At 32.3% G+C, this 14,038-nt stretch carries 10 protein-coding genes; 1 reads left to right on the top strand and 9 read right to left on the bottom strand.

From position 1 onward, the window contains the following. Positions 1-588 precede the first annotated feature (588 nt). The 7 genes from KEC93_RS24870 to KEC93_RS24900 all read right to left on the bottom strand — a co-directional run bounded on the left by KEC93_RS24870 (position 589) and on the right by KEC93_RS24900 (position 9,379). Complete coding sequence (locus KEC93_RS24870; protein ID WP_077869677.1) at positions 589-2,244, bottom strand: peptide ABC transporter substrate-binding protein; 1,656 nt, start codon at positions 2,242-2,244, stop codon at positions 589-591. Between the two features lie 158 nt (positions 2,245-2,402). After that, positions 2,403-3,386, bottom strand: coding sequence for an ABC transporter ATP-binding protein (locus tag KEC93_RS24875; protein ID WP_077869678.1), 984 nt, complete (start codon positions 3,384-3,386; stop codon positions 2,403-2,405). After that, positions 3,386-4,393, bottom strand: a complete 1,008-nt coding sequence (locus KEC93_RS24880; protein ID WP_077309890.1) for an ABC transporter ATP-binding protein — start codon at positions 4,391-4,393, stop codon at positions 3,386-3,388. Before KEC93_RS24880 ends, KEC93_RS24875 begins: the two co-directional genes overlap by 1 nt. Positions 4,394-4,408: 15 nt before the next feature. After that, complete coding sequence (locus KEC93_RS24885; protein ID WP_077309892.1) at positions 4,409-5,356, bottom strand: ABC transporter permease; 948 nt, start codon at positions 5,354-5,356, stop codon at positions 4,409-4,411. Between the two features lie 17 nt (positions 5,357-5,373). Then, on the bottom strand, positions 5,374-6,300 hold the full coding sequence (locus KEC93_RS24890) for an ABC transporter permease (protein ID WP_077309894.1): 927 nt from the start codon (positions 6,298-6,300) through the stop codon (positions 5,374-5,376). 665 nt (positions 6,301-6,965) lie between these two features. Beyond that, entirely contained in the window at positions 6,966-7,961 is a 996-nt protein-coding gene (locus KEC93_RS24895; RefSeq protein ID WP_077868177.1) for an iron-containing alcohol dehydrogenase, read from the bottom strand. Positions 7,962-8,023: 62 nt separating this feature from the next. Beyond that, entirely contained in the window at positions 8,024-9,379 is a 1,356-nt protein-coding gene (locus KEC93_RS24900) for a putrescine aminotransferase (protein ID WP_077868176.1), read from the bottom strand. A 347-nt stretch (positions 9,380-9,726) separates the two neighbouring features. On the opposite strand from KEC93_RS24900, the gene KEC93_RS24905 reads away from it, so the two are divergent. Continuing rightward, a complete protein-coding gene (locus KEC93_RS24905; RefSeq protein ID WP_039772960.1) occupies positions 9,727-10,479 on the top strand; it encodes a helix-turn-helix domain-containing protein in 753 nt (250 codons plus the stop codon). A gap of 359 nt (positions 10,480-10,838) precedes the next feature. On the opposite strand, the gene KEC93_RS24910 is transcribed toward KEC93_RS24905, so the two are convergent. Both KEC93_RS24910 and KEC93_RS24915 read right to left on the bottom strand, forming a co-directional pair. Continuing rightward, positions 10,839-12,320: an aldehyde dehydrogenase family protein gene (locus KEC93_RS24910; protein WP_077868175.1), complete on the bottom strand. Its 1,482-nt coding sequence runs from the start codon at positions 12,318-12,320 to the stop codon at positions 10,839-10,841. Between the two features lie 278 nt (positions 12,321-12,598). After that, complete coding sequence (locus KEC93_RS24915; protein WP_172462770.1) at positions 12,599-13,975, bottom strand: amidohydrolase family protein; 1,377 nt, start codon at positions 13,973-13,975, stop codon at positions 12,599-12,601. Positions 13,976-14,038 lie beyond the last annotated feature (63 nt).

The raw sequence follows: 14,038 nt of genomic DNA on the forward strand, positions 1-14,038 counted from the left end.
TACTAAAGTGCCATAAACAATATCCAATTTCCATATCCTATTAAACTTATCTGAATTGTAGAGCTAAAAAAATTGCATAGACTTAAATTCCTTATATTTCTATATAATTCTAAGCTTCTGCACCATATAAATTACTCTATAATAAACTTTAAATTTTATCCTTGGACTTGGAATATTTATTTCACTTCTTAAATCCTATCTTTTTTATTTTACTACTTATTTGGCTTTAATTCAATACTTTATGGGCCAAATTATGATTTTAATATTGATGCTTTTATACTGTTAAATCTATGTAAATATGTCTTAAAAATTGCTTAATATAAATCTTAAAGTATATATTTTCAAAATCCTAGTAATCGAGTACTTATACTTAATTCAGCTGGAAACGTAAAAAATCGCTTGCAGCAGAATATATTAAATAGTTTTCTTTATAGGGACATGCTCCACTTTTGAGATTGCGTATTTCTATTATTTTTAAGAGCTATCTTCGGATTTAATTTAATTATATCTTCCTAAAAAATAAAAGAACCACTTTAAAATATAAGCATATTTTAAAGTAGTTCTTTCAATTTATTTAACTAAAGTTTATTATTTTTTACCTTCTATATATGCGCTATCAAAGTATATATAGCCAAGTGGAGATACTCTTACACCTTTAACATAATCCTTTATTCCAAATGTCTTAGTATCGTGATATAAAGGAATAATAGGCATCTCTTCCATTAGAAGATCTTCTGCTTGATGTAATATATCGAATCTCTTGTTAGCATCTGTTTCATTCTTTGCTGCATCAACTAATTGATCATATTTTGGATTATTGTATCCAACTTCATTATTAGGAGAAGTTGATATAAACATGTCTACAAAGGTCATAGGATCAGAATAATCTCCAGTCCATGCACCTCTTGCCATTTCATAGTTCTTAGCATCTCTAGTTGCTTGGAATACTTTCCATTCTTGAGTTTGAAGTTCAACATTTACGCCAATCTTCTTCCACATATCTTGGATTGCTTGATATAATTCACCATTACCATTTTCAGGATTGTATAATACTACAAGTGGTGGTAATCCTTGACCATCTGGATATCCAGCTTCAGCTAATAGCTTCTTAGCCTTTTCTATATCACCATTTTCTTCAAAGTACTTTTTATTTGCAAAGTCTTTTCCATCTGGGCCAGTAATTCCAGGAGCTACAAAGCTATGTGCAGGTGTTTGACCACTCTTAAGTACTTTTTCAACAATTGTTGTTCTGTCTATGGCATTAGCTAATGCTTCTCTAAATTTCGCATTACTCAATACTTTTGCAGCATTTGGATCTATTTCTTTAGCTTTATCAGAAACATTAACATCAACATATTGAGTTCCTAACATCTTAAATGTAGTAGCAGTCTTATCTTTTATCGCTTGCTCAATTTCTGATGATGGAACAGAGTATACCATATCGAATTGACCTGTCTTATAACTTGCCCATGCTGATGTATTTTCAGTAACCATCTTCATTGTGATTTTATCAAGTTTGATTTTATCTTTATCTGGATAATTTTCATTTTTTTCTAGTACAATTTGATCTTTAATCTTATAATCTGTAAATTTGAAAGGACCATTTGAAACTAAAGTTTTAGCATCTTTTGCCCAATCTTTATTTCCTTCAACAATCTTTTGATCTACAGGCATATATGTCGTAGATGATGTTAATTCTAAGAAGTATGGACATGGTGCTGCAAGAGTAACTACTAATGTACTATCATCAGTTGCTTTTACTCCAACTTGATCTGCAGTTCCTTTTCCTGTATTATATTCTTCTCCACCCTTAAGATATAGTAATTGGAATGAATATATAGATGCAGTTTCAGGATTTAATACTCTTTTCCATGCATATTCAAAATCACTAGCCTTAACTGGATCCCCATTTGACCATTTTAGATCTTTCTTTAAATGAAAAGTATATGTTAACTTATCATCAGATACTTCCCATTTTTCAGCTTGACCTGGAATTGCCTTACCACTCTCATCCAATTTACATAGCCCTTCAAAAGCATTTGCGTCTACTATAGATCCATCAACTGCTTGGTTTAGCCCTGGATCTAAAGTCTTTGGATCAGCTGCTAAGTTGAAAACTAACTCTTGTTTTCCTGAAGTCGCTGCTTTATCAGTTTTCTTAGAACCACAACCAGCTAAAACTGTAAGTCCAAGTGTTGCTGCTAAAGCTACTGCGCATAATTGTTTTACTTTGCTTTTTTTCATTGCATATTCCCCCTTAATTTATCATTTATTATTTATTTTATTTATATCTGTTTAAATCATTTTTCCCAAAATTCTTTAACAGTATACTAAATATCTAATTAATTTCTATTTTTTGTTTAGGCATTATGAGTTTAACTAATCACTTTTCTTACCAAAATTTAGTTATTATACAAGTGACATGCCACAAAATGGCCTGGCTTTACTTCCTTTAACTCTGGATCAACTTCTGAACAAATTGGTTTTGCATACTTACATCTACCTTTAAATCTACATCCTGGTGGTGGATCTATTGGTGATGGAATATCTCCTTCTAGAACTATTCTTTTATTATTTTTAGCTACATCTGGATCTGGTATTGGTACTGCTGAAAGTAATGCTTGTGTATATGGATGCAATCCTTCCGAATAAACCTTATTACTTTCTCCCTTTTCAACCATTCTTCCAAGGTACATAACTCCTATATGAGTTGATATATGCTTAACCATTGAAAGATCATGGGCTATAAACAAATAAGTCAATCCTAATTCTTCCTGAAGTTCTTCTAGCATGTTTATAACCTGAGCTTGGATAGAAACATCCAGTGCTGATATTGGCTCATCACAGACTATTAATGACGGTTCTACAGCTAACGCTCTTGCTATGCCTATTCTTTGTCTTTGTCCACCTGAAAATTCATGTGGATATCTATTTATATGATCACTAGCAAGTCCAACTTTTGATAATAAACTTCTTATTCTTTCTGTTCTTGCTTCACCTGTTAGTAATTTATGAACATCAATAGCTTCTCCTATTATATCTCCAACAGTCATTCTTGGATCTAGAGATGCATAAGGATCTTGAAAGATCATCTGCATTTCCTTCCTCAAAGGAACCATATCTTGTTTTGAATACTTTGTTATATCTTTTCCGTTAAAAATTATTTGACCTTCCGTTGGTTCATAAAGCTTTAATATAGTTCTACCTGTAGTTGTCTTTCCACATCCCGATTCACCTACAAGTCCTAAAGTTTCTCCTCTTTTTAGTGAGAATGAAACCCTATCTACTGCCTTAACATAACTTTTACCTTTAAATAACCCTTTATTTGCAGGGAAGTATTTACATAAATCTTTAACTTCTAAAATTACATCTTTATTATCTTCCACTACTCCATCCTCCTTATAGGTGATTCGACTTCTGGCGCATCCTCATGACATAACCAACATGCTGTACGATGCTTATCTCCTATTTCAAATAAAGGAGGTTGCTCTTGAATGCAAATCTTCATTGCATAATCACATCTGGCTGCAAATGGACATCCAACTGGTGGCTTTAATAAATCTGGTGGCTGTCCTTCAATTGGAATAAGTTTTTCTTTAATATCTTCTTTAGGATTTGGTACACTTCTTAAAAGTCCCCAAGTATAAGGATGTTTTCCTCTGTAGAATATATCTTCTGCTGTTCCCGTCTCTACTATTATTCCACCATACATTACATTTATTCTACTACATACATCCGCAACAACACCTAAATCATGAGTTATTAATATAATAGCAGTATCAAGTTTCTGTTTTAATTCCTTCATTAAATCTAAAATTTGAGCTTGAATAGTAACATCCAATGCTGTTGTTGGCTCATCTGCAATAATAAGCTTTGGCTCACAAATTAAACTCATAGCAATCATTGCTCTCTGTCTCATACCACCTGAAAATTCATGAGGATACTGTTTCATTCTCTTTTCAGGACTTGGTATTCCAACTAATCCAAGCATCTTTATAGCTTCTTTTCTCGCCTCTGCTTTACTGATTTTCTTATGTTTTATTAATGGCTCCATCAATTGATCGCCTATTGTATAAACTGGATTTAGTGAAGTCATAGGATCTTGGAATATCATTCCTATATCATTTCCTCTTATAGACTCCATTTCAACTTCTTTTACATCCGAAATATTTTTTCCATCAAAGAGTATTTCTCCGCCTACAATTCTTCCATTGTCTGCTAGTAATCTCATAATTGACATCATAGTAACACTTTTACCACAACCTGATTCTCCAACTATTCCTAAGGCCTCTCCCTTTTCTAAGTAAAAAGACACCCCTCTTACTGCATGTACTTCACCGGCACTAGTTTTAAAGGAAGTTTTTAAATCTTTTACGTCTAGTAATTTTTCCATTTTTCATTCTTCCTCCTATCTCTTGTTTTTTGGATCTAATGCTTGACTCAATCCATCGCCAAAAAGGTTAAAGCATAATATTATTATGCAAATCATCGCTGCTGGAAAAAATAATTGATATGGGTATGTGTATATACCTTGCATCGCTTCATTTGCCAATGTTCCAAGAGATGCTCTTGGCGCTGCAATCCCAAGACCAATAAAGCTTAAAAATGCTTCTGTAAATACGGCTTCTGGAATCAATAATGTTAATGTAACCATTATTGATCCTATACAGTTTGGAATTAAATGTCTTATTAATATTCTTGCATTTGTTGCACCCAATGACTTTGCAGCAAGAACAAATTCTTGTTGCTTTAATTGAAGAACATCTCCTCTTACGATTCTAGCCATTCCAATCCAATAGGTTATAGAAAGACCCAATACTATAGTGAGAAGACCACTTCCACCAGCTGCTCCTGGTTTATTTAAAATAGCCATAAATATTACTACATATATAGTCATTGGAATTGAAGATAGAACGTCTACTATTCTCATTAATATACTATCTACTATTCCTCCAAAATAACCAGCTACTCCACCATATAATACTCCAATAACTAGATTTATAAATGCTGCCAGTACAGCAATAATTAATGAATATCTAGCTCCATAAAAATTTCTAACAAACAAGTCTCTTCCAAGGTTATCTGTTCCAAACCAATGCTCAGCAGACGGCTTTAAATATGTTTGTGATAAATCATTAGCAGCATAATCATATTTAGATAACATTGGAACCAAAATAGCAGCTGCAACTACAAGTACTATTATCACTAATGATACTATTGCCATTTTGTCCTTTTTTAATCTCCTCCATGCATCCTGCCAATATCCAACACTTGGTCTAACTACTACATCGATTTTCTTTTCTTCTGCACTTAGAGGAGTAAACAATTCTTTTTTAATTTTTAATCCATTTTCCATTTTCTCTTTTCCTCCCCTTATACTTCCGCATCTTGTAATTTTATTCTCGGATCAATTAATACATATAATACATCAACAAAGAATGTAAAGAATATTAACATTGTACAATAAAATACTGTTACCCCAAGCAACATAGAATAATCTCTATTTGTAACCGATTGTACAAATTCATTACCAAGTCCAGGAATAGCAAAAATCTTTTCTGTTACAAATCCACCCGTTAATATAGAAGCCGTTAATGGCCCAACATATGTGACTATTGGAATCAACGAATTTCTTAAAGCATGTTTAAAGATGATTGTACTTTTGCTTAAGCCTTTTGCTTTTGCGGTTCTTATGTAATCAGATTTTAATACATCTATTAACTTACTTCTTGTAAGTCTTGTGATAAATGATAACGATGATGCTGATAGTGCTATACAAGGCATTATATCATTTTTCCATTCACCAAAACCTGTTGGAGGTAGTAGTTGAAGTTCAACACCTAATATATAAATTAAAACTGCACCAATTACAAAACTTGGTATTGTGATACAAAGCGTTGCAATAAATACAACCACTCTATCCGGCCACTTTCCATTTTTTAATGCTGCAAGTGTTCCAAGAAGTATTCCTCCAATTAGTGACATAATTACAGCTATTATACCTAATTCAGCAGATGCTGGGAATGATTTACTTATAGTATCTGCTACTCCTCTTCCTTCAAAAACCATTGATTCACCAAAATCCCCATGAACCAAGTTACTTAAATACATTGTGTATTGGTCGAATAAAGGTTTATCTGTTCCATACTTTGCTGCCATATTTGCCTTAACTTGTGGCGTTAACTTGTCCCCATCAAAAGGTCCTCCTGGCATAAGTCTCATTAGAAAAAATGTCACTGTTATTACAACCAATATTGTTAACAGACTTACTAAAAATCTTTTTCCAATATATTTTAACATGTATTTCTCTCCTTCTTTTCTATTTTATATAATTTATTTTTTAATATTTGGAAATTCTGTATGAATATTTAAAATTTTTAATAAAATTTTAAATATTTTCTGTTTTCTTGGAAGCGCTTCCACATTCGCTTAAAAATTTCAATATATTATGGCAATGGAGTCATTAAACAAAACTAAAATGTCTAATAACTCCGTTGTTATCTATTTATCAATATTTAATTTTTACTCCATAAAATTTAATTTATTCTCAATTTAATACTATAATAATAATCTTATTCTCTAAAAATGTCAACATTATATTTGAAATAGATAATATCAATTCTATATAAATTTCATAAAATATTACCATTATGATGAACTAAATATATGCATTATAAATCTAAATATTCGTGATTTTAACTAGTTTCTAATGATCAATATTATATTCTTTCTAGCGCAAAGCTATAACTTATTATTCCAATTATAATTTCTTTATATCTTTGAAAATATAGAGCATTTTTACTAAACTCCATATTTTTTTGATATCATAATCTGATGTAAAATAGTATTTATATGATTATCCTAATTTATTTATAGATTTAAATTGTTATTATCATTAAGACCTTTTGTCTTTTACTTAATTTTATAAATTTCTATAATTTATATTTGTTTCTTCTATATTTAATCTATCGCCTCTTACTTGATGAACTTTTTACAATTAGTTTGCATAATAGATTTTCTACTTGTTCAAACACTTCGCTAGTATCGCACTCTAACAAATTTGCAAAAAATCCACTCAATATTATGATGTCACTATCAGGATATATACCCTGATAAGATTTAAGCATTTCCATAAACGTAATATAATTAGCTTCTCCATACGTAACTGTATTATCTTTTTTTCTTAATTCCTGCTTAATTACATCTAAATCATCCCCGCCTGTATTTGCAAAAGCAATTTCTGAATAATTGCCTGCTAAAAGAAAATCATCTACTGTCTGACTACTCATAACCATTTCCTTGTTTATAATATTTTTATAGCTTCTAAATATTATTTCAACAGCTTTTAAAGAAAAAAGCCTAGTATATTCAGTTGCTCTGGGAGATAAATATGATTCAATGGCATGAATTAATGCATTTATAGAGCTACTTATAAGCAGGTCTAGTGGCAATTTGCTTAGTAATTCTGTTATCATAACTGTACTATCAGCATATAATTCATCTGCAACAAGGCTTACTTTCATATTATTTTCTTTTAATTGTAATTCAGAAACATTATTTACTTCACTTCCGATACCAAGTTTAGTTGGGACTAATACTAATTCTTTTTCTTTAATTATTTCTATCTTATTATTGTATAAATCTACAACTGGAGAAATATTTGTTAAGGAAAATATTTTTCCGATCTCTAAAATACATTTCTCGCCAATAGCAATAATCCTTTCATGAGATATTCTTCTAACATGTTCATACATACTCTCAACGATATCCTCAGACATATTTCCAATTCCATAGTTCTCTTTAAACAGAACTGCTGCCTCATTTACATTAAATTTCAAGCAATTATTATATATTTCTTTTTCTGTAATTATCAAATCATCTTTGCCTATGTGAAATTCCTTACAAAAAGTTTTACAATCATTATATTTATATATCACAGGACCTAGCATTAATTGTCTCATAAGCACATATCTCCTTATCATGAAAAAAATGCTATATACATTGATATATAGCATCTTTACTTCTAAATATTAAATTCCTTTTTTGTATCTTCCAATGCTGCATCCATTCTCTCAATAACATTATCCATATCTTTTTTTGAAATAACAGCTGCTGGTTCAAAACGGATGCATTTAGCATTTACTAAAGTTCCTGCAGTCATAACGCCTCTTTTAAATAACCCCTTAGCAACAGAGTATCCTATATCACTTTCACGAAACTCTACAGCTAACATAAGTCCAGTACCTCTTACCTCATTTATAACTGTAGGATACTTCTTCCATAACATTTCTAACCCTGACTTTAAATATTCACCTTTTTCTTTACATTGTCCTGGAACATCATTTTCTAGCATATATTTTATTGTAGCAAGCGCTGCTGAACAGCAAACTGGATTTCCTCCAAAAGTTGGTGATCCTAAAAGCCATGGATTGTCCACTAATTCTTCTGTCCACATTTTAGGTCTGCATATAATACCTGTTATTGGCATTATTCCTCCACCAAACGCCTTACCAAAAGTCATGATATCAGGAGTTACACCTTCTGCTTCACACCTCCACATTGTTCCAGTCCTACCCATTCCAGTTTGAATTTCATCAAATATTAGAGCAACTCCATATTCATCGCATATTTCACGAACTTCTTGTAAATAACCTTCTGGTGGAATGATAATCCCTGCTTCACCTTGTATTGGCTCTAATATAACAGCTGCAACTCTCTCGCCTACTGCATATAGATTACTTATAGCTTTCCTTATATCTTCTGCATTTCCATATTCAACGTGTTGAACTTGCTGTACCATTGGTGTATACGGCACTCTGTATGTGCTCTTCCCCCCCATTGAAATAGCTCCCATTGATTTACCATGAAACGCTCCTACTGTTGAAATGTACCATCTTCCACCTGTTGCGATTCTTGCAAGCTTTAATGCCATTTCTACTGCTTCTGCTCCTCCATTAGTGAAAAAGCAATATTCTAAATCTCCCGGCGTAATTTCAGCAACTGCTTTTGCAAGATATCCTCTTAATGGATCTAATAATTCTTGTGAATGTAATGCTTGATGATCGAGCTGTGCTTTTACAACATCAAGTATTTCCTCATTTCTATGCCCACATGTATAAATTCCAAATCCACCTAGACAATCTATAAATTCTTCTCCATATAATCCTGTGCAATATGCTCCCTGATCTGTCCATTCTACAACTGCTGCATTTGTTGATACTGATTTTCTGTATTTAAGCCATCCTGGACTTACATAGTTATCAAAATAATTTATTGTATCCTTTGTAATTGATTCTTTTTCCTCGTTTGTTAATCCATCGCTTTTTATATATCCTATAACTCTGTTTAAATCTTCAACAATTTGTTCTCTTTGTGCCATAATAATTACTCCCTTTCTAAAATCAAAACGACGCATTACAATGATTTTAAATCAGTAATACGTCGTTGTATTTAATCTATTTTCTTTATTGATATTATTATAAATCAAATGCCCTAGTTAAAACAATTCTCTCAATGTATGGTTATTGCATTATTTTAGAAGTACGTATACTACTTTATAAGTATCTTCTTTCCTTGTTAGTATATACTTACAATAATATTTAAGTATTATAACTACATGTACAATTTATGTAATTTATGGTAAAATACCTTTAATAATCTCGCATATTTATAGAATATTTATGCAGATATAAATATTAGTAATATATAGTTATGGAAGGTATCTATATGCAAAATAATGAATTTCTATTAATAAATAATATAATTTATCAGATATATAGCATTCCGGATTTTGATACAATGAAAATAACATTTTTGAACCTACTAAAAATGTTAATTCCTAATACAGCCTCCAGTATTTTAATGGCTGACCATACTAATTCGAAGAACTTGGTATGTGATCCCATCTGTGTCCCTGAGGTTTACTCAGATACTGAAAAAAATTACCTTTTAAATGAAGATGAAGATTATACTCGTTGGGTAATGTTGAGCGGACAATGCCTACTTATTCGTGAAAGCGATTTAATGCCTGAAGAAGAGAGAGTGAAAACAGTACTATATAAGAAATGCTACGAGCCATTTAGGCTTCATTACTCATTACAATTAAATCTCGTATATAATGATTTATTTTTAGGAGTTCTCACAATTTATCGTAGACGAGAAGAAGGAGATTTTACCTCCGATGAGATGTTCATTGTAAAGGCCTTTAGCGATCATCTCAATCTTCGCTTTTATGAATATTATACAAAGGATTCAAAAAATTCTTCCAATATATCGTTCTCTATGGCAAATCTAGCCTCGAAGTATAATTTAACGAATCGTGAAGTAGAAGTTTTACAATTAATTTTTCAGGATATGAATAATGATGAAATTGCTAACAAACTTTATATAAGTGGATATACACTAAAAAAACACATTCAGAATTTATACCGCAAATTCAATGTGTCTACTAAATGGAACTTGTTAAAATTTAGAGAATAACCTTACTTTAAGGACGCTACAAAGTACCCGAAATGTAAAAATACTTGCAGTGCAGAAATATTTTAAATTTACTACAAAAATCAGAAATAGAATATATGTGAAGAAGTATGTAAAGTGATAGCAGCACAAAGAAAGAGAATACATATATGTGGAGCAGGCATTGAAAAATAAGCTGCCGTAATATCTTAATGGGAAGTTGTTCCGCTTTTGCTTGTCCTGCGCTTGTCACAGGAGCATGCAGAAGTGGTGCAACTTTCCATTTAGATATTCTCAGCGAAATTTTTCACAGTCCTGAGGAACATATATGTATTCTCTTTCGGTTGTTCTCGCTTCACTTTATATTCTTCACAAAACCAATTTTAATGTTCGTACCAGCCAATTGGTCCTGGGGTTAAATTAATGTTTATTTGTTTTATTTCTTGGTATTCTTCTAAACCGTGGACACCTAGTTCTCTACCATATCCACTCATTTTATATCCTCCCCATGGTGCTTCGTTGAAAGTTGGATTATAACAATTAATCCACGTGATACCTGCTCTAATTTCCTTTATTACTTTTAATGCTATAGTTCCATCTGATGTAAATACTGCTCCTGCTAAACCGTAGATTGTATCATTAGCTAAGGCTATAGCTTCCTCTTCTGTTTTAAATGTTTGAATTGTTACAACTGGTCCAAAGATTTCTTCTTTTACAATTGTCATATCTGAAGTACAGTTGTCGAATATAGTTGGTCTCACATAATATCCTTCTGCACATTCTCCTTCTGTGTATCTTTCTCCACCACAAACTAGGGTTGCACCTTCATTCTTACCTATCTCAATATATTTTAATACTGTTTCCATATGTTCTTTTGAAACTAACGGACCCATATCTGGATTATTTACTGGATTTCCTATAGTCATTGCATTTGCTTTTTCTGCAAGACGTGCTACAAACTTATCCTTAATTGACTCCTCGATAATAATACGAGAACCTGCTGAACAAACTTCACCTTGATTAAAGAATATACCAACCATGGCCCATTCAACTGCTCCTTCAAAGTCCGCATCTGCAAAAATAATATTTGGTGATTTCCCCCCAAGTTCTAGGCCAACTTTTTTAAGGTTTCCTACAGCAGCTCTTGCAATACTTTGTCCTACTTCTGTGCTTCCTGTGAAAGTAACCATGTCTATATCATTACTTTCAGCTATTTCCTGCCCTACAGTTCCACCTGAACCTAATACCAAATTAACAGATCCCTTTGGAAGCCCTATTTCATCAAATATTTCAAATAATGCAATTGTTGATAAAGGAGTATTTGAGCTAGGTTTAAATACGACACTGTTTCCTGCCGCAATAGCTGGCGCTAACTTCCAAACTGCCATTAAAAATGGGTAGTTCCATGGAGTGATTTGTCCACATACCCCTACTGGTTCATGCACTGTATATGAGTGCATTTGCCCAAATCCATCATTTACATCATAAACTCCTCCATATGGTTTTGTGATTAAGCCTGCATAATATCTAAAACAATGAATTCCGTCATCTATGTCACCTTCTGCCTCACGAAGAGGTTTTCCATTATCTATTGTATCGAGCATTGCAAATTTATCTCTTTTTTCTGCTATCTTATCTGCAATTTGTAAAAGAATATCAGCACGAGCTTGTGCATTCATTCTCCTCCATTCACCTTTTCCATAAAAAGATTCTTTTGCAGCTGCAATTGCTAGCTTAGTATCCTCAATCCCGCCTTCTGTTGTCTTTGCAATTACTTGTCCATTAGCTGGATTTATTACATCTCTCGTTTTTTTAGAAGTAGCTTCTACCCATTCACCATTGATGTACATCTTTTTAATTTCCATAATATCTCTTCCTCTCATTTAATTAATATAAGATCTCTCAACTTATTTTTGCCACCAATTTATTTTGCTGTGAATTTCACAGATTAATTTCTATTAACAATTAATTTCAAATTCTAATAAAATATCTGTAGCTCCCGATTTTTTAAGGATATTCTGAAGAATATATATGGTACAGAATACTTATTCTTAAGAATATTTATGGTAATATTCCGAAGAATATATATTCTAATATTCTCAAGAATATTTGTGGTAGCCCTTATTAGTTTATTCCATACTTATCATTGCTCCCAATTCCACATAAGACACTTATCTTTAATAGTTTTCCCTGCACTTATATCCAATACTTCTTTCCCTTTTACTGTAATAACTCCATTTACAAAAACATATTCAATGCTTTCTGGCCTTGTGTCTGTGGCTCCAAAGCATGGATAATCTGCTCTATCTTCTATTATTTTCGCATCAAATATTAAAATATCTGCATCAGCTCCAACTCCAATAAATCCTTTATTTATTAATCCTAAGCGTTTTGCCGGCATGTATGTGCATCGTCTTATAGCATCTATTAAAGTGATTCTATGCTGCTCTCTTACCATAGTTTTAAAAAATTTAGGATATGTCCCTGCATCTTGGGGATGACCTGGGACTCCAGCATCGTATAATGTTCCCGCATCTGTAGAGACCATTACATAAGGTTTTTCTAGGATTTCAAATACTTCATATTCCTCTCCTACCATGCCTATGACCGTATCATCCGGATAATTTCGTCTAAGTTCTTCATAAATTTCTTTGGTTAATCTCTTACCTTTATATTTACCAGTCCCAGCTATTAAGCTGCTATAATCGCATCCCCACTTTTCTATGCAGCCTTCATCAAAAACAGCACTTCCAATGGAAGTCGCAAATCCACTATACATTCCGCTATCTACAGATATATCTAGCCCTTCAGCTAAAGCTTCTTCTATCATATGAAGAGCTTCTGTTGCCATTCCCATTCCAAACTGGTAAGTTAGATGAGATATATTTACAGCTGCACCTGTTTTTCTAGTTATATCAATAGCTTCTCTTAAGCTAGAAAGGCCACCATAGGAGTCTGACCTTGTATGAATTGATACTAACTTTCCATATTGGGCTGCAACTTTTGCTAGTTCTAATACTTCCTTCCTTGAGCTTCCAGGAACATATTCAAGTCCGAATGATAATCCGCTGACTCCAAATTCAAATGCTTCTTCAAGGATAACCTTCATCTTTTCAACTTCTTCATCGCTGGATGATTTATATCTATCAGTAACCCCAACTTGTTCTCTCAGAGTAGTATGTCCAATTTGTTCTATTTGATTGATTAAAAAACTATCATATTTATTGTAGAATTCCTTAATATTTTCTGGAGACATTCCACAATTACCATTGTATACTGTAGTAACTCCCATGGCTGCTAGCACTCTAGCACAATCTAAGTCCCCCTCTACATGAGCATGAATATCTATAATACCTGGACATACTGTTTTGCCTCTTACATCTAATTCAATGTTACCTTCCATATCTTCTCTTGTTATAGCTCTTATTTTTCCATTTAGAATTCCAATATTAGCAATAGTACTCTTTTTTCGCTTTGGATCTATTATGGTTCCATTCTTAATAACAACATCATATTTAATCATTAACTCACCCTCTTATTCAAGTTAGTAAACCTTTATTCCTTATTATCTTCATGAACGTGA

Source organism: Clostridium beijerinckii (assembly GCF_018223745.1).
Classification (GTDB): domain Bacteria; phylum Bacillota; class Clostridia; order Clostridiales; family Clostridiaceae; genus Clostridium; species Clostridium beijerinckii.